Source organism: Nitratidesulfovibrio sp. 1201_IL3209, assembly GCF_036763125.1.
Classification (GTDB): Bacteria; Desulfobacterota; Desulfovibrionia; order Desulfovibrionales; family Desulfovibrionaceae; genus Cupidesulfovibrio.
Map to the genome: position 1 here is coordinate 1 of NZ_JBAIYT010000008.1, position 14666 is coordinate 14666.

Annotated in this window: 16 protein-coding genes and 2 pseudogenes; 9 read left to right on the forward strand and 9 right to left on the reverse strand. The window is 69.5% G+C overall.

From position 1 onward, the window contains the following. From V6B97_RS05805 to V6B97_RS05815, 4 genes and pseudogenes are all read right to left on the reverse strand, one after another. Window positions 1-211: pseudogene (locus V6B97_RS05805) on the reverse strand (IS1595 family transposase); the annotation flags it as partial. 4 nt (window positions 212-215) lie between these two features. Continuing rightward, entirely contained in the window at window positions 216-686 is a 471-nt protein-coding gene (locus V6B97_RS17400) for a DNA-3-methyladenine glycosylase family protein (protein ID WP_442935467.1), read from the reverse strand. 87 nt (window positions 687-773) lie between these two features. Next, window positions 774-1742, reverse strand: a pseudogene (locus tag V6B97_RS17405) (bifunctional transcriptional activator/DNA repair enzyme AdaA); the annotation flags it as partial. A 97-nt stretch (window positions 1743-1839) separates the two neighbouring features. Further along, window positions 1840-2469: a LysE/ArgO family amino acid transporter gene (locus tag V6B97_RS05815; protein ID WP_333505550.1), complete on the reverse strand. Its 630-nt coding sequence runs from the start codon at window positions 2467-2469 to the stop codon at window positions 1840-1842. A gap of 123 nt (window positions 2470-2592) precedes the next feature. Here V6B97_RS05815 and V6B97_RS05820 point away from each other — a divergent pair, with 123 nt between their 5' ends. Then, window positions 2593-3546, forward strand: coding sequence for a LysR family transcriptional regulator ArgP (locus V6B97_RS05820; protein ID WP_333505551.1), 954 nt, complete (start codon window positions 2593-2595; stop codon window positions 3544-3546). 384 nt (window positions 3547-3930) lie between these two features. Here the strand turns inward: V6B97_RS05820 and cobT are convergent, their stop codons facing one another. Next, on the reverse strand, window positions 3931-5010 hold the full coding sequence (cobT, locus tag V6B97_RS05825) for a nicotinate-nucleotide--dimethylbenzimidazole phosphoribosyltransferase (protein ID WP_333505552.1): 1080 nt from the start codon (window positions 5008-5010) through the stop codon (window positions 3931-3933). Window positions 5011-5198: 188 nt separating this feature from the next. Between cobT and V6B97_RS05830 the strand changes: the two genes are divergently transcribed. The 6 genes from V6B97_RS05830 (at window position 5199) to V6B97_RS05855 (ending at window position 9947) form a co-directional block, all read left to right on the forward strand. Continuing rightward, window positions 5199-6686, forward strand: coding sequence for a trypsin-like peptidase domain-containing protein (locus tag V6B97_RS05830; RefSeq protein ID WP_333505553.1), 1488 nt, complete (start codon window positions 5199-5201; stop codon window positions 6684-6686). Between the two features lie 213 nt (window positions 6687-6899). Further along, on the forward strand, window positions 6900-7088 hold the full coding sequence (locus tag V6B97_RS05835; RefSeq protein WP_007525515.1) for a ferredoxin: 189 nt from the start codon (window positions 6900-6902) through the stop codon (window positions 7086-7088). A gap of 463 nt (window positions 7089-7551) precedes the next feature. Continuing rightward, the gene (locus V6B97_RS05840) at window positions 7552-8220 is read left to right on the forward strand and encodes a YkgJ family cysteine cluster protein (protein ID WP_333505554.1); all 669 of its coding nucleotides are present in this window, start codon (window positions 7552-7554) and stop codon (window positions 8218-8220) included. 2 nt (window positions 8221-8222) lie between these two features. Next, entirely contained in the window at window positions 8223-8615 is a 393-nt protein-coding gene (locus tag V6B97_RS05845) for a hypothetical protein (RefSeq protein WP_333505555.1), read from the forward strand. Continuing rightward, the gene (locus V6B97_RS05850; RefSeq protein WP_333505556.1) at window positions 8605-9228 is read left to right on the forward strand and encodes a tetratricopeptide repeat protein; all 624 of its coding nucleotides are present in this window, start codon (window positions 8605-8607) and stop codon (window positions 9226-9228) included. Before V6B97_RS05845 ends, V6B97_RS05850 begins: the two co-directional genes overlap by 11 nt. A 260-nt stretch (window positions 9229-9488) precedes the next feature. Continuing rightward, window positions 9489-9947 (forward strand): periplasmic heavy metal sensor, encoded by a 459-nt coding sequence (locus tag V6B97_RS05855; RefSeq protein WP_333505557.1) that lies wholly within the window; start codon window positions 9489-9491, stop codon window positions 9945-9947. Window positions 9948-9995: 48 nt separating this feature from the next. Here the strand turns inward: V6B97_RS05855 and V6B97_RS05860 are convergent, their stop codons facing one another. Both V6B97_RS05860 and V6B97_RS05865 read right to left on the reverse strand, forming a co-directional pair. Continuing rightward, window positions 9996-10256, reverse strand: a complete 261-nt coding sequence (locus tag V6B97_RS05860; protein ID WP_333505558.1) for a hypothetical protein — start codon at window positions 10254-10256, stop codon at window positions 9996-9998. A 104-nt stretch (window positions 10257-10360) separates the two neighbouring features. Next, the gene (locus V6B97_RS05865) at window positions 10361-11113 is read right to left on the reverse strand and encodes a tRNA (mnm(5)s(2)U34)-methyltransferase (protein WP_333505559.1); all 753 of its coding nucleotides are present in this window, start codon (window positions 11111-11113) and stop codon (window positions 10361-10363) included. 254 nt (window positions 11114-11367) lie between these two features. Here V6B97_RS05865 and V6B97_RS05870 point away from each other — a divergent pair, with 254 nt between their 5' ends. Together V6B97_RS05870 and V6B97_RS05875 are read left to right on the forward strand one after the other, a co-directional pair. Further along, window positions 11368-11553, forward strand: coding sequence for a hypothetical protein (locus V6B97_RS05870; RefSeq protein ID WP_333505560.1), 186 nt, complete (start codon window positions 11368-11370; stop codon window positions 11551-11553). Window positions 11554-11890: 337 nt separating this feature from the next. After that, entirely contained in the window at window positions 11891-12808 is a 918-nt protein-coding gene (locus V6B97_RS05875; protein WP_333505561.1) for an ADP-ribosylglycohydrolase family protein, read from the forward strand. Between the two features lie 111 nt (window positions 12809-12919). On the opposite strand, the gene V6B97_RS05880 is transcribed toward V6B97_RS05875, so the two are convergent. After that, window positions 12920-13414, reverse strand: coding sequence for a hypothetical protein (locus tag V6B97_RS05880; RefSeq protein ID WP_333505562.1), 495 nt, complete (start codon window positions 13412-13414; stop codon window positions 12920-12922). Between the two features lie 236 nt (window positions 13415-13650). After that, complete coding sequence (locus tag V6B97_RS05885; RefSeq protein WP_333505563.1) at window positions 13651-14625, reverse strand: ABC transporter ATP-binding protein; 975 nt, start codon at window positions 14623-14625, stop codon at window positions 13651-13653. Window positions 14626-14666 lie beyond the last annotated feature (41 nt).

The window sequence follows — 14666 nt, forward strand, 5'->3', positions numbered from 1 at the left end:
AGCTTTCATCAACCTCGACAACCCCCAGGATTTTCTCCTTTTGGGATGCCTGGTGAGCGTAAATCAGCGTCCTGAAGGCCAGAAAGTACCTATTCACGGTCTTCCGGTTGAGCTTCAGGAGCAAGGCCGTTTTGGTGGCATCAATATCGATGCAAAAGCATTCAGCAATTTTTCCGATTTTGTAGCGGCTTAATTTGCTGTTTTTAAACATGATTCTAGCCTATCAGGGCTTGGCCTGATGGTCTAGAGCCCAGGGAATTCCACAGGTTGATTGTCGCGTAGGCGCGCCACGGACGCCATGACTCCGCCAGGGCCAGTATCTGCTCCGGCGTCCGGGGGGCGAGGGCCTTCCTGACGCCATGGTCCGTGTGCGGGAAGGCGTCGGGCCATCCCATGGCCCGCATGGCGATGTAGTGCGCAGTCCACATGCCGATGCCCGGAACGGCCAGCAGTGTTTCGATGCCGTCTTCCGGCGGCGCGCGGTGGCCGAAATCGGCGTCCCCCGCCGCGAACAGCCTTGCCAGCGCGAGGATGGTGCGCGCCCGCGCGCCCGTGATGCCCAGCGGGCCGAGGTGGTCGCCGATGGCCCCGGCCCCCTCAAGGGACATGATGGTTTCGGGGGCGGGAAAGGCGTGGGTCAGCCCGGCGATGCCGGTTTCGACCGGAATGCCGTGGGCCCGCACCAGCCGGGCCGCCAGGGTGCCTGCGGCCTTGACCGTGATCTGCTGCCCCAGAACCGCGCGCACGGTCATTTCAAAGGCGTCGAAGCAGCCGGGCAGCCGGGTTCCGGGAACGCACAGGCCGGGCCGGATGTCGTTCATGGACGACAGGGTTTCGTAAATCGTCCCGGGGTCGCAATGCAGGTCGAACAGCTGGCGCACGCGCGCCAGCACCCGTGACAGGACCGGCAACAGGGCGGCATCCATGGCGACGGTCAGCACCCGTTTCCCCGGCTGGTGCCCTACCCGTATCCAGCCGGACACCGCCCGTGGCGTCCCGGTGGCGAACCGCACGGTCCGGAGATACTCGCCATCCCGGACCAGTTCCACGCCCGGAATGGCGCGCGACGCGAGGAACTCCAAGATCGCCTGCCACTGGTAGGGCGGGCGGTACCCCAAGGCCAGGGTGACGCCCGTCCCCTGCTTCCCGTGCGTTGCCGCCTGCTTCCGCAGGGCGGTGGGGGCGAGGCGATAGTGCTTCCTGAACAGCGCGTTGAAGCGCCGCAGGCTTCCGAAGCCCGCGGCCATGGCCACGTCGATGACCGAAAGGTCCGTGTCGGCCAGCAGGTTCCGGGCAAGCAGCAGCCTGCATGTTTGCAGGTACTGGACGGGCGCGACGTGGTATTCGACCATGAACACCCGGCGCAGGTGGCGGCCCGTGCAGCCCAGGCGGCGGGCCAGTTCCTCCACGCCGTGTCCGCTCCCGCAGTTGTCCTCCAGCAGTCGCGCCGCGCGCCGCGCAAGAGAGGCGGCCGCGTCCACGGGCACATTCAGGGACGCGTTCAGGGGCGCTGCCCCCGGCGCGATTTCGGGGCGGCAAAGCAGGCACGGCCGAAAGCCCGCCTGCTCCGCGGCGGCGGCGGTTGCGTAAAACGCGCAGTTTTCAGCCCTTGGCAATTTGGCCCGGCACACGGGGCGGCAGTAGATGCCCGTGGACGTCACGCCGACAAAGAACCGGCCATCGAACCGGGGGTCCTTTGCCTTGAATGCGGCATACCATGCGCTGTGCTGGTCATTGGGCACGGGTCCTCACCTCTCTTGGCGAAGCCTACCACCCTGCCGCCACATTGCCAGCCGTTTTCGGACATGGTTGCCCTGCCCGCGAAACATGCCCGCGCCCCTACCCCGCCCAGGCCTGCCGGGCCAGCGACAGGGCCACGCCCCACACCACCAGGCACACGCTGCCGTCCAGCACCCGCCACGCCACGGGCTTGCGGAACAGCGGAGCCAGCACCCGTCCGCACGCGCCCAGCGCGAAGAACCACAGGCACGAGGCCGTGGCCGCGCCCGCGCCGAAGGAGGCCCGTTCGGCCGCCGGGTAGTGCCCGCTGATGCCGCCCAGCATGACCACGGTGTCGAGGTACACGTGCGGGTTCAGCAGGGACACGGCCAGCGTGGCCACCAGCACCCGGCGCAGGCTGGTGCGGCCGCCGTCGCCCACGGCCCGGTCGGCCTCCAGAATACCGGGACGCAGGGCCGAGCGCAGCGCCCCGAACCCGAACCAGGCCAGAAACACGGCGCCGCCCACGGCCGCGCCCTGGCGCAGCAACGGGCTGGCGGCAACCGCCGTGCCCACTCCGGCCACCCCGGCGGCGATCAGCACCACGTCGATAAGCGCGCACAGCGCGGCCACGGCCATGTGGTGGTTGCGGCGCAGACTCTGGGTCAGCACGAAGGCGTTCTGCGCGCCGATGGCGATGATCAGGCTGGCCCCGATGCCAAGTCCCTGAAGGTAGGGGGCAAGGTGCATGACGCTCTCCGGAAACAGGTCTGGAGTCCGGCGATCCGCCGTGACGTCCCTGCTCTACCCCGTTCCGCGTCATGCGTGAAATTACTTGTTGTGCTATTACATAAGCAACAGTAATGATCAGCCATGCTCGACTACCGACTTGTGGAGGCCGTGGCCGCCGTGATCCGCGAAGGGGGCTTCGAGCGGGCCGCGCGGGTGCTGCACCTGACGCAGTCCGCCGTGTCGCAGCGGGTCAAGGCGCTGGAGGACCAGTTGGGCACCGTGCTGGTGGTGCGCGCCACCCCGGCCCGCGCCACCGACGAGGGCCGCCGCCTGCTGGCCCATTGCGACAAGGTGGGCCTGCTGGAGACCGACCTTGCCGCCGCGTTGCGGCCCGAGGGCGGAACCGGCGGCGACGCCCCGCCCGGTTCCCCCGACGCGCCGGACACACCGGAAATCCAGTGGACCACCCTGCCCGTGGCCGTGAACGCGGACAGTCTGGCCACGTGGTTCCCCGACGCCGTGGCCCCGTTCCTGCGCACGGAACGCGCCCTGCTGGACCTGTCCGTGGACGACCAGGAGCGCACCCACCTGCTGCTGCGCGACGGCCATGTGACCGCCGCCGTGTCCACCCGCGCCGCCGCCGTGCAGGGCTGCCGCTGCCTGCCCCTGGGCCGGGTGGACTACCTGTGCCTGGCCGCGCCGGAATTCGCCGCGCGCTGGTTCCCCGCCGGGCTCGCCGAGGCCGCCCTGTGCCGCGCGCCCGCCGTGATCTTCAACCGCGCCGACGAGGTGCACCACCAGTTCCTGCGCGGGCTGCTCGGCCGCGACGCGGCAGACGGGCTGCGCCTGCCCCTGCACTACATCCCCTCGTCCGAACGGTTCGTGGACGTGGTGGCCCAGGGCCTTGCCTACGGCATGATCCCCCTGCCCCAGGCCCGCAGCCACCTCGCCGATGGCCGCCTCGTCGATCTCGCCCCCGGCCGCGCCGTGCCCATCCGCCTCTTCTGGCACTGCTGGGGCCTGCGCACCCGCCTGCTCGACGCCCTTACCCACCACGTGGTCGCCCACGCCCGGCAGGTGCTGGCACAGGAGTAAGTTTGAAGATCAGGAAATGAATCGGGGGGAAGGAACCTTTTAAAAAAGGTTCCTTCCCCCCGAGCCCCCCATCCTCCCAAATTTTTCATTTGGTCTGATGGGCAACGTGTATGAAAGCCACTGCCTTCGCCGCATGACTTCACGTACGGCCCTATACGCCGTGACGCTACTCACCTGAAAAGCGCAACCCTTTATTAACAGACCAAACAGAATTGCTCTCCCCCGGCCCCATACAAAAAGTTTTGGGGGATGGGGGTCCGGGGGAAGGAGACCTTTTGCGGCAGCCGTTAGGTGAGCGCGAAGCGCGAACCTTACGGATGGCGACCGCAGAGCGTCAAAAGGTCCCTTCCCCCGGTTCGCTTTCATCAAATCTTTTTTCTTCCCCTACTTCCCGGCATCCACCCCGGCATCGCCGAAGGTGGCCATCTTCTCGAAGATATCGGCGGCGCTGCGCAGCAGGAAGATGGACAGCGCGCCGCCGGTGCCTTCGCCGAGGCGCAGGCCGAGGTCGAGCAGGGGACGGATGTCCAGCTTACGCAGGATGGCCCCGTGGCCCTGTTCGGCGGAGGCGTGGCTGAACACGCAGTACCCGGCCACGGCGGGGGCGATCTTCCAGGCGGCGGTGTAGGCGGCGGTGGAGATGAACCCGTCGATGACGGCCACCAGGCGGTGGCGGGCCGCGCCCAGGATGAGGCCCGCCAGGGCGGCGATTTCAAGCCCCCCCACGGCAGCCAGAATGTCCACGGGGCCGCCGGTGGCGATGGCCTGACGGTTGGCGGCCAGGGCGGCGCGGATGACCTGCGCCTTGCGGGCCACGCCGTGGGCGTCCAGACCGGTGCCGGGGCCGGTGACGGCCTCGGGGTCAAGGCCCAGATAGGCGCAGTACAGGGCGGTGGAGGGCGTGGTGTTGGCGATGCCCATGTCGCCGGTGCCCACGCAGCGGCAGCCGTCGGCGGCGGCCTGCGCGGCAAGGTCCGCGCCCAGCAGCAGGGCGGCCTCGCACTGTTCGCGGGTCATGGCCGGGCCGTGGGTCATGTTGGCGGTGCCGGGGGCCACCTTGCGGCGGACGAGCTGCGGATGCGGCTCGAAGTCGTCGCCCAGACATCCGGCGTCCACCACGCGCAGGTCGATGCCCGCGGTGGCGCACAGCACGTTGATGCCCGCGCCGCCGTTCAGGAAATTGAGCACCATCTGGCGGGTCACTTCCTGCGGAAACAGCGAGACGCCCTCTGCGGCCACGCCATGGTCGCCCGCGATGGTGAAGATGCGCGCGGGGTCGGCGGCCAGGGGGCGCGCGCCGCCCTGGATGCGGTGCAGTTGCAGGGCCAGTTCTTCCAGGCGGCCCAGGCTGCCGCGCGGCTTGGTGAGGTTGTCCAGATGGGCCTGCCCGGCCGGGTCGTGGCCGTGGTCCACGGGGTCGATGGCGGCGATGAGGTCGAGAAGGCGCGGCGAGATGGACGGCATGGGAACCCCCGGAAGTGTCGGTGTGGAACGGGAACCGGCGCACGGTAGCGCCGTGGGCCGGGCAAGGCAAGCCGGGGTGGAGGGCGCGGGCGGCTCCGCCCCGCCTCTTTGCCCCTGCCCCTTGCCGACGCCCGCCGCAGGCCGCATAGTTATGCGCGCGAAAACCGCACATCCCACGGGGAGCACCCATGATGTCCATCCATGACATGCTGCGCGGCCGCACCGCCAAAGGCGCGGTCCTCGCCCTCGCCACCATCGCCCTCGTCACCATCACCCTGACCGCCGCGTCCGTGGCGTTTCCGGCCCCGCTGGCGGCCGACCAGCCGGTGTCCTCGCAGCCGGGCCGGCCGGCCGTCACCGTGCCCACACCGCGCGCGCCCGGCCTGCCCCCCGGCATCCCGGACAACAGCCCGCGCCTCACCCCGGTGGTGCGCGCGGTCAACGCCGTGGCCCCCGCCGTGGTCAACATCACCACCGCACGGGTGGTGGAGCGCAACTTCAACCCCTTCCCCGGCCTGATGGACGACGAGGCCGCGCGGGAAATGTTCCCCGGCCTGCCCACCCAGCGCCAGACCCGGCGCAGCCTGGGGTCCGGGGTGATCATCAACCCGGACGGCGGGCACCCCGGCATCGTGCTCACCAACGCCCACGTCATCGCCGGGGCCACGGGCATCGCCGTGCACCTGCTGGACGGCCGCTCGCTGGACGCCGAACTGCTGGGCTCGGACACCGACTTCGACATCGCCGTGCTGCGCGTGCCCGGCGCGCAGAACCTGCCCGCCGTGAAGATGGCCACCTCGTCCGACCTCATGCCCGGCGAGACGGTCATCGCCATCGGCAACCCCTTCGGCTTCGCGCACACCGTGACCACCGGGGTGGTCTCCGCCCTTGGCCGGTCCATCAAGGTGGAACAGGGCATGATCACCGACCTCATCCAGACCGACACGGCCATCAACCCCGGCAACAGCGGCGGCCCGCTGCTGAACATCATGGGCGAGCTCATCGGCATCAACACGGCGGTCTACGCCAAGGGCGAGGGCATCGGCTTCGCCATCCCCGTGGACAAGGCCCGCCGCGTGGTCGAGGAACTGCTGGGCCAGGGCCGGGTGGACCCGGTGTGGCTGGGCGTGCTGGGGCAGGACATCGACCAGCGCACGGCGGCGTGGCTGGGGCTGAAGCGCGTGTCCGGCATGCTGGTGACCGAGGTGCAGCAGGACACCCCGGCGGCCAAAGCGGGGCTGCGCTCCGGCGACGTGCTGGTGTCCATCAACGGCAACCCCATAGAAGACAAGGACGCCTACATCATGCTGCTGCGCAACTACACCCACCGCGACACGCTGGAGGTGGGCATACTGCGCGAAGGCAGGACGGCCACCCTGCGCATGACCCCGGCCGTGTTCACGCAGGAGACGGCGGAACGCCTGGCCGAGCGGCGCTGGGGCCTGCGCGTGCAGGAGGCGCAGGGAAGCGGCGTGCGCATCAACGCCGTGCTCCCCAACAGCCCGGCCGCCCGGCTGGGGCTGTCACCCGGCGACGTGGTGCGCCAGGTGGGCGGGGTGCGCGTGACCAATACCCGCGACTTCGCCCAGGCGTTCGCCCGGCACCGGCTGGCGGGCAAGGTGACCCTGCTCATCCAGCGCGGCGGCAAGGGGTACTACGTGTCGCTGGCCGTTTAGACGGCAGTGCATCCGGTGGCGCTGCGGCCCCCGCGCCCCGCAATCATGAGAATTTGCGTCAGCGCTTGACACCCCGGTTGACGCCAGCTATCTGCAATTTCGATGGTAAGCCGTCAAACCCTGTGGTGACGCGGTTTTTTCGCAATCACGACAGGGAATTGTTCCCAAAGAGCCGACTACGTCGTCGGCCGAAAAACACGCCTGGAGGATGACATGGGTTGGACTGTTACTGTTGACACCGATAAGTGTACCGGCGACGGCGAATGCGTGGACGTGTGCCCCGTCGAAGTTTACGAACTGCAGGACGGCAAGGCTGTTCCCGTGAACGAGGAAGAATGCCTGGGCTGTGAATCCTGCGTGGAAGTCTGCGAAGCCGGCGCGATCACCGTCGAAGAGAACTAATCGCCGCCTTTCCGGATTTGCTGCACGTCATGCCGCCGGACGACGTTTGCGCCGTCCGGCGGCATTTGCCGCATCAAGGGCACGGTTGCAGCGTCAGGCAGCAGCTGGGGCACATGGGGCAGGTGTTCACGCGGCCGCGCCACGGCCGCCGGGGGAAAAGGGGCCGCGCCCCGCATCATGCTCCCGGCCGCGCCCCGCGCCACGACGGAAACGGGGGTTGCCTCCCCGTGGCGTGCCGCCCGCCCGCACCGCGAATTCCCGCACATCCGCACGCCCGCGCGGGAGCCGCGCGACCCTTCGCACGGTCAGCCCTGCCCGTCCGGCCCGTCCGCACGGCGCGGCGGCAACCTTGGGGTGTGCATTCCGGCCTCAGAACGACCGAGACCGCCCGGCGCCCGATACGCCAACCTGTCGGGCCTTCGCATGATGGTCGCGCCAGCGCGACCCCCAAGGAGCAGAATGGATGACCGTGGACCTGACGGAAATCTTCGCCAAATATGAAAAGCTGGTGGCGGAAGCCGACGCGCTGTTCGAGCGCGTGCGCTCGCAGCATGCCGACTGCGTGACCTGCGGCCTCGGCTGCAGCGACTGCTGCCACGCCCTGTTCGACCTCGGCCTTGTGGAGGCCATGTACCTGAACCGGCGCTTTGCCGAAGCCTTCGGCTTCGGGGCGGAGCGCTCCGCCATCCTCGAGCGGGCCGACGCGGCCGACCGCCACGCCGTGCGCCTGAAGCGCCGCCTGTACAAGGAGTCGCTGGCCGGGCGCGATTCGGCCGAACTGCTGGCCGAGGTGGCGCGCGAGCGCATCCGCTGCCCCCTGCTGGGCGACGACGACACCTGCGCCATGTACGCCCACCGGCCCATCACCTGCCGTCTGTACGGCATTCCCACCGCCATCGGCGGCGTGGCCCACACCTGCGGCCGCACCGGCTTCGCCCCCGGCGGGCGCTATCCCACCGTGGCCCTGGACAAGATCCACGAACGGCTGGCGGGCCTCAGCCACGAAATCCTGGTGGCCGTGCAGTCGCGCTACCGCGAACTGGACCAGGTGTACGTGCCCGTGTCCATGGCGCTGATCACCAGGTACGACAACGCCTATCTCGGCGTCGGCCCGGCGAGGAAGGAGGACTGAGCATGGTCAACATCTCGGGCTCCATGTTCCGCGACAGCACCACGCGGGAACTGACGCCGGAAGAAGAGGTCCAGAAGCGCGCCATCTGGGACGCCATGTCCCCCCGGCGGCGCAAGTACGTGGAGCGCATCGGCTACGAGAACTGGGACCCCTTCCAGAAGCCCAACGACCCGCTGGACACGCGCCAGGACATCACCAAGCGCACCACCCAGCAGCTTGTGCGCGAATTTCTGCAGACCGCCAGCAAGAAGGACTACACCAACGAATACGGCCGTGGCGCGCTGGAAACCGCCCTCGGCATCGTCAACAAGGACGAAAAGTACCGCGGCGTGTTCGATTTCTGCGTGTGGTACTACAATATTCTGATCAAGGAGGGTCACGTCGATGAAGGATAAGTACGATGACATTGACGAGTACATCGCCGACCTGCGGGCCGAGATAGAAAAGAGCGAGAACTGCGCCAACCATCATTACAACCTTGGCGTGGCCCTGCTGCACAAGCGCGACTTCGTGGCGGCGGAGGAATCGTTCCTGAGCGCGGTGCGCAATTCGCCCCGCCTGGCCGAGGCCTACGTGCAGCTGGGCGGCATCTGCCTGCAACGCGGCGACCTGGACGGCTGCCTGCGCTACAACGAGGAAGCGGCCCAGTGCCGCGCCAAGTTCCCGGTGCCGTGGAGCAACATCGGCTTCGTGCATTTGCAGCGCGGCGAGCCGGAAGAGGCCATCAAGGCCCTGAAGAAGGCCCTGAAGTGGGACCCCAACTTCATCCAGGCCATGGCCACCATGGGCGCCGCCTACTACATGCAGGGCGACTACGAGGCCTCCATCTCCATCAGCCGCGAGGCCATCAAGCGCGAACCCGGCTTCGGCCCGGCCTACAACAACCTGGCCCTGGCCCACTTCGAGCGGGGCGAGTTCGCCCAGGCCGTGCAGTTCGCCGACCAGGCCGTGGCCTGCGGCTTCGAGGTGCGGCCGGAGTTTCTCAAGGATCTGGAAGCCCACCGCTAGGCCCGAATCGGCCTTTTGCCCGTTGCCCTGTGGCGGGCAGGAGGAACGCGGATCGTCCAGATCGCCCAGATCACCCAGATCACATGGACCGCCCAGATCACAACGTCGGGGGAAGGGCCTTGGCCCTTCCCCCTTTTTCGTGCATGCCGGATGGACATGACCGGGCACGACTGACCCGATGGCGGCGGACGCCACCCCGGCGGGAGCGGCCGGGGCAGCCCAAGAGGCGGCGCCCCCACGAACATATCCGGAGACACCGCATGAGTTGGGAATTCGCCGTGGGGGTGGGGGCGGTCAAGGCCACCGTGCTCTGCGTGCTGTGGTACAACAGGCGGCGCATCGCCGCGCGGCTGGCCGGGGTGGACATGCGCCGCGTGGCGCGCGGCGTGGCCCGCGAACTGGAGCTTTCGCCGGACGAGGCGAAACGTCTGGCCCGCAGCCTGGACGCCCACGAACGCAAAGTGGACGAACTGCGCCGCCACAACGCGGCGCTGCGCCAGCGCCTGCACGCGGCCATCCGCGACGGGGCCGTGGATGCAACGGCGCTGGACGAACTGTTCGCGGGCAAGCGCCAACTGGCCGAGCAGGCCTACGCCCACGTGCGCGACGAATTCATGGCCTTCCACGCCGGGCTTTCACCGCAGCAGCGGGCCAGGCTGGCCGGGCTGCTGGAACGCCACGCCGCGCACCCGCTGTTCCGCCACCCCCTGCTGCCCTGATCCGGCCGGCGCGGGAGCGGAAAGGAAACGCCGGAAGGGTTCCCGCCGCTATTCCGCGCCTTCGGCCCGGCCGTCCAGGCTGGGGCGGGTCCACATGCAGGCCATGCGCACCTTCTTGAGCAGGACGCGCAGGGGCAGGTAGTCGCCCTCGCCCGCGCACACCGCCTCGAAAGCGCGGCGCACGGCCGCTTCTTCGTAGCGGCCGGGAAAGCGGCGTTCCATGTCGGCGCGCACGGCCGTCCACAGATCGTCGTCGGAAGGGTCGGGGAACACGGAAGCGTCGTTGGTGGGCGTGGAATCGGTGGTCATGGCAGTATGCTCGCGGGGGTGTTCTCGTGGGGAATATGCTCGTGGCCGTCGCGCTCCGGATGGCATGAACGGCGCGGGCGGCGTGGTTTTCGGGCGGCGGAAGGCTATGCCGGGTCCGGCAGCCGCGACACCAGCAGCAGCCGTTCCGGGTTGCGGGGCTTGTTGGCGAATTCGTACCGTGCCACCCGCCACCGGTCCCAGTCCAGCCCGGCCAGGCGGCGGTCCAGTGCGGCGGCCTCGTCCGCGCCGCCGGGGTGCCCGGCGTAGACGTGCAGCGAAACGACGCCGCCCGGAGCCAGCAGCGGCAGCAGCCCGTCCAGCGCGGCCAGGGTGGTGTCCGGCCGGGTGATCACGCTGCGGTCGCTGCCGGGCAGGAACCCCAAATTGAACATGGCCGCCGTGACGCAGGGCGGGCACACGCCCCCGGTGTCCGGCGTAGTCAGCGGCGTGGCCTGTGGCATGACCAGTGGCGCGGCCAGCGCCGCCGCCAATTCCTCGTGCCCCCGGCCGTGCAGCGCCACCCGCCCGTCCAGCCCCGCCGCCGCCAGGCGTTCCGCCGTGCGGGCCAACGCCCCGGGCTGCACGTCGAAGGCGTGCACCACCCCGCGCGCACCCACCAGCCGGGCCAAAAACAACGTATCATGGCCGTTGCCCGCCGTGCCGTCCACGGCCACGGGCCAGGGCGCGCCGTTCTCCGCGCCCCCCGCCACGGTACGAGCCTGGGCACGGCCCAGCGCATGGGCCACGGCCTGCCGCGACAGGTCGCGCAGGGCAGGCAGCGCATCGGCCCCGGCACGGCCGGACATATCCATGCACGGGCCGGGCCGGGCGGCATCATCGGGTCCGGAACGGGACATGCGCACCTCCGGCACCGTGGTACGCCACCCACCCCCCTCACGACAAGCACGCGGGACGCGGACGCACCCACACGCCGGGCATGAACTTGTGCACATGTGCAACATGCTGCACGGCTTCTGTGCCGCCGTTTGCACGTCCCGCGCGGCCCCGCCATTGGGGAAAACAATGCAACACACCGTACAAACACGACAAGCATGTTTGGCACGGTCCCTGCTAACCTTGTGGCGTAACGGAACAAGGAGCCGCAGAAGACATGCACACTCCCGAAACTTGCCGCAGCGAAGCGGCAACCCCTCCTCACCTGGATGCCCTTATCGATGCCCTTCCCGAAGAAGACAGGGAAGCCGTCGTGGCCCTGGCGGCCCTCTGGCGGGAAGCGCAGCGCATATCCCCGGCATCCCCGTCCATCCTGGACACCTCCTCCGTCAGCTTCAGCTAGCTGACCCCCCTCTGCCCCCGCCGGCAAACCGGGCGAGCGGTTTCCGGCACCGGGGAGGCCCGCAAGGGCCTCCCCGGCCCCTCCTCAACCCCGCACATGCGAACTGGCCCGCCATCCCTCGCGGGCCGCGAAACGCACGGTCACCCCGTGCGTTTCGCGTTTCCGGCCCCGTTCCCGCGCCGTCGCGGTTGCCCGCCGTTCCCGCTCTCCCGCCGCCGCGGTGCGCGCCCGCTCCCTTTCCGCCGCCACTGGCCCCGGCGCGCGTCCTGTCGTATACTGGAACAAGGTGTCGCTCACCGGCCCGCCGCCGCGGGCCGCAACCCGCACGAGGTGCAGCATGAGCAGGATACGCAGCGCCATTCTGGCGTCGCTGGCGGCGGATTCGCTGTCGCTGGGGGCGCACTGGGAATACGATCAGGCGCGCATCGCGCGCCAGTTGGGCCGGGTGGTGGACCTGCTGCCGCCCGCCCTCAACGACTACCATTCCGGCAAGGGCGCGGGCGCCCAGTCGCACTACGGCGACCAGGCCCTGCTGCTGCTCCGCTCGGTGGCGGGCAGGGGCGCGTTCGACTTGGCCGATTTCGCCGCGCGCTGGCGCGGCGTCATGGAGGGCGGCTACGCCGGGTACATGGACAAGGCCAGCCGCGAAGCCCTGGCCAACTTCGCCGCGGGCAGACCGCCCGAACAGACCGGCGCCGCCACCAACGACTTCGCCGGGGCGGCCCGCATGGCCCCGCTGCTGGCCGTCCTGGGCCCGGACACCGGTGACGAGGACGGGCTGGTCAATGCCGCACGCGCCCAGACCCTGATGACCCACGGCAGCCCGGTCATCGCCGACGGCGCGGAATTCATGGCCCGCGCCGCCGCCGCCCTGCTGCGCGGGGCGGACATGCGCGAAGCCTTCGCCCACGCCGCCACGGCCCGGTACGCGGCCCTGCCCGCCGAGGACTGGCTGGCCTTCGCCGACATGTCCCTGACCGAGGACACCCCGGCCGCCATCGCCCGCTTCGGGCAGTCCTGCGGCATGCAGGGGGCCTTCTTGGGGGTGGTGCACACGGCCCTGAAGCACGAGGCCGACCCGGAAACCGGCCTCGTGGACAACGTCATGGCCGGGGGCGATTCGTGCGCGCGCGGCCTGGCCATCGGCATGCTCTTCGGCGCGCGGCACGGCCTTGGCTGGATGCCCGAACGCTGGCTGGCCCCCTTGGCGGCCCGCCCGGAAATCGAAGCCGCGCTGGACGCGCTGGGGGTATAGCGGCACGCCGTGCAGGTCAGCCCATCGACAAGAAACGGGGAGGATGCCGTGGTATCCTCCCCGTTTTCACTGCGTGCCTGCCTCTCGCCGCAGCGGAGAGGGGACGACGCCCTACTGCACGGAATCGCAGTCGGGCGCGGTGCGGGTGGAGGCGTCCTTCAGTTCGGCCATGTATTCCTTGACCTTGTCCGAGCGCTTCCATTCCGCGAACAGTTCCTGCCACTTGCGCAGGTCCATGAAGCTCTTGTCCAGCTGTTCCTCGTGCGACTGCACCCAGATGTTGAACAACTGCATCTCGAACTGGAACAGGCTGCTGTCGAAGACCTTTTCCGAGCTGCCCGCCTTCATGCGCGAACCGTCCACGTCCGAGGCCACGAAGCTGCACACCGCGTCGCGCGAGGTCTCGTAGGTGATCTCCTTGCCGTTCAGCAGTTCCAGCAGGCCGAACAGGTGGGGATATTCCTCGCGGATGCGCGTTTCCGCCGTTTCCGGCACGCGGATGAACAGCTTGTCCCCTTCCTCGGTGATGAAATAGAAGCGCAGCCAGTTCTCGAACATCAGCACTTCGCTGACGGCATTGATGGCGTTGACGAATTCCGTGGACATGGACACTCCTTGGCGTGTTCCCCCGCCGCCGGGAAAGGCCGGGGCCGGGGTTCGTGGTCTTCGATGGCCCCCGAACGGCACTGGACGACGCGGAATGGCGGCGTGGCGCGGCGCGCGGTGGGGCACCCGCACTATGGTGATGGCAGGGCCGCCCGTCAAGTACGTTTTTTCACAAGCAGCGGGAAAGGAACGGCGGCAGGCCGGACGAGCCCTAGCGCAACGCCGTGCCGTCGCAGCTACCCGGTTGTCCGTGACGGCAGTTCCGGCGCATGAAGGTGGCAGCGCGCATGCTGCCCCTCGGCAACGGCATGCCAGCCGGGCACCTGGTGGCGGCACACGTCCATGACCTGCGGGCAGCGCGGGTGAAAGGGGCAGCCGGGCGGCGGGGCGATGGGGCTGGGCAGGTCGCCGGACAGGGCCGGATGCTCGCTGCGCCGGGCCGGGTCGCGCACGGGCACCGAGGCCAGCAGGGCGCGGGTGTACGGGTGGGCGGGCGCGGCGAACAGCACGTCGCGCGGGGCCTCTTCCACCACCTTGCCAAGGTACATCACGGCCACGTGGTCGCTCATGTGGCCCACCACGCCGAGGTCGTGCGAGATGAACAGGTAGGCCAGGCCCATGCGTTCCTGCAGGTCGCGCAGCAGGTTCAGCACCTGCGCCTGCACCGAGGCGTCCAGCGAGGACACCGGCTCGTCGCACACCACCAGCGCCGGATGGGTGATCAGGGCGCGGGCCACGGCCACGCGCTGGCGCTGGCCGCCGGAAAATTCGTGCGGGTAGCGGTCGGCGTGTTCCGGCCGCAGGCCCACCAGTTGCAGCATGTCCGCCACCTGCCCGCGCCGCTGTGCGCCGGACGCCCCGGCCACGGCCAGCGCCTCGCCGATGGAGGCGCCCACGGTGCGGCGCGGGTTCAGCGACGAGAAGGGGTCCTGAAAGACCATCTGCACCAGTTGCGCGGCCTCGGCGCGCGAAATGGCGGGCGTGGCCGCGCCTGCGCCCCCGTCCGCGCCCCCGTTAGCACCCGTCCCGGCAAAAAGCCGCCCGTCCAGCAGCACCTGCCCCGCGCTGGGGGGCAGCAGCCCCACCACCATGCGGGCCAGGGTGGACTTGCCGCAGCCGCTTTCTCCCACCAGGCCCAGGGTGCGGCCCCGGTCCAGGGTCAGCGACACGTCGTCCACGGCGCGCAGCACGGCGGGCGTGGGGTCGAACATGCCCCGGCGCACGGTGAAGTGGCGGCAAAGGCCGCGCAGTT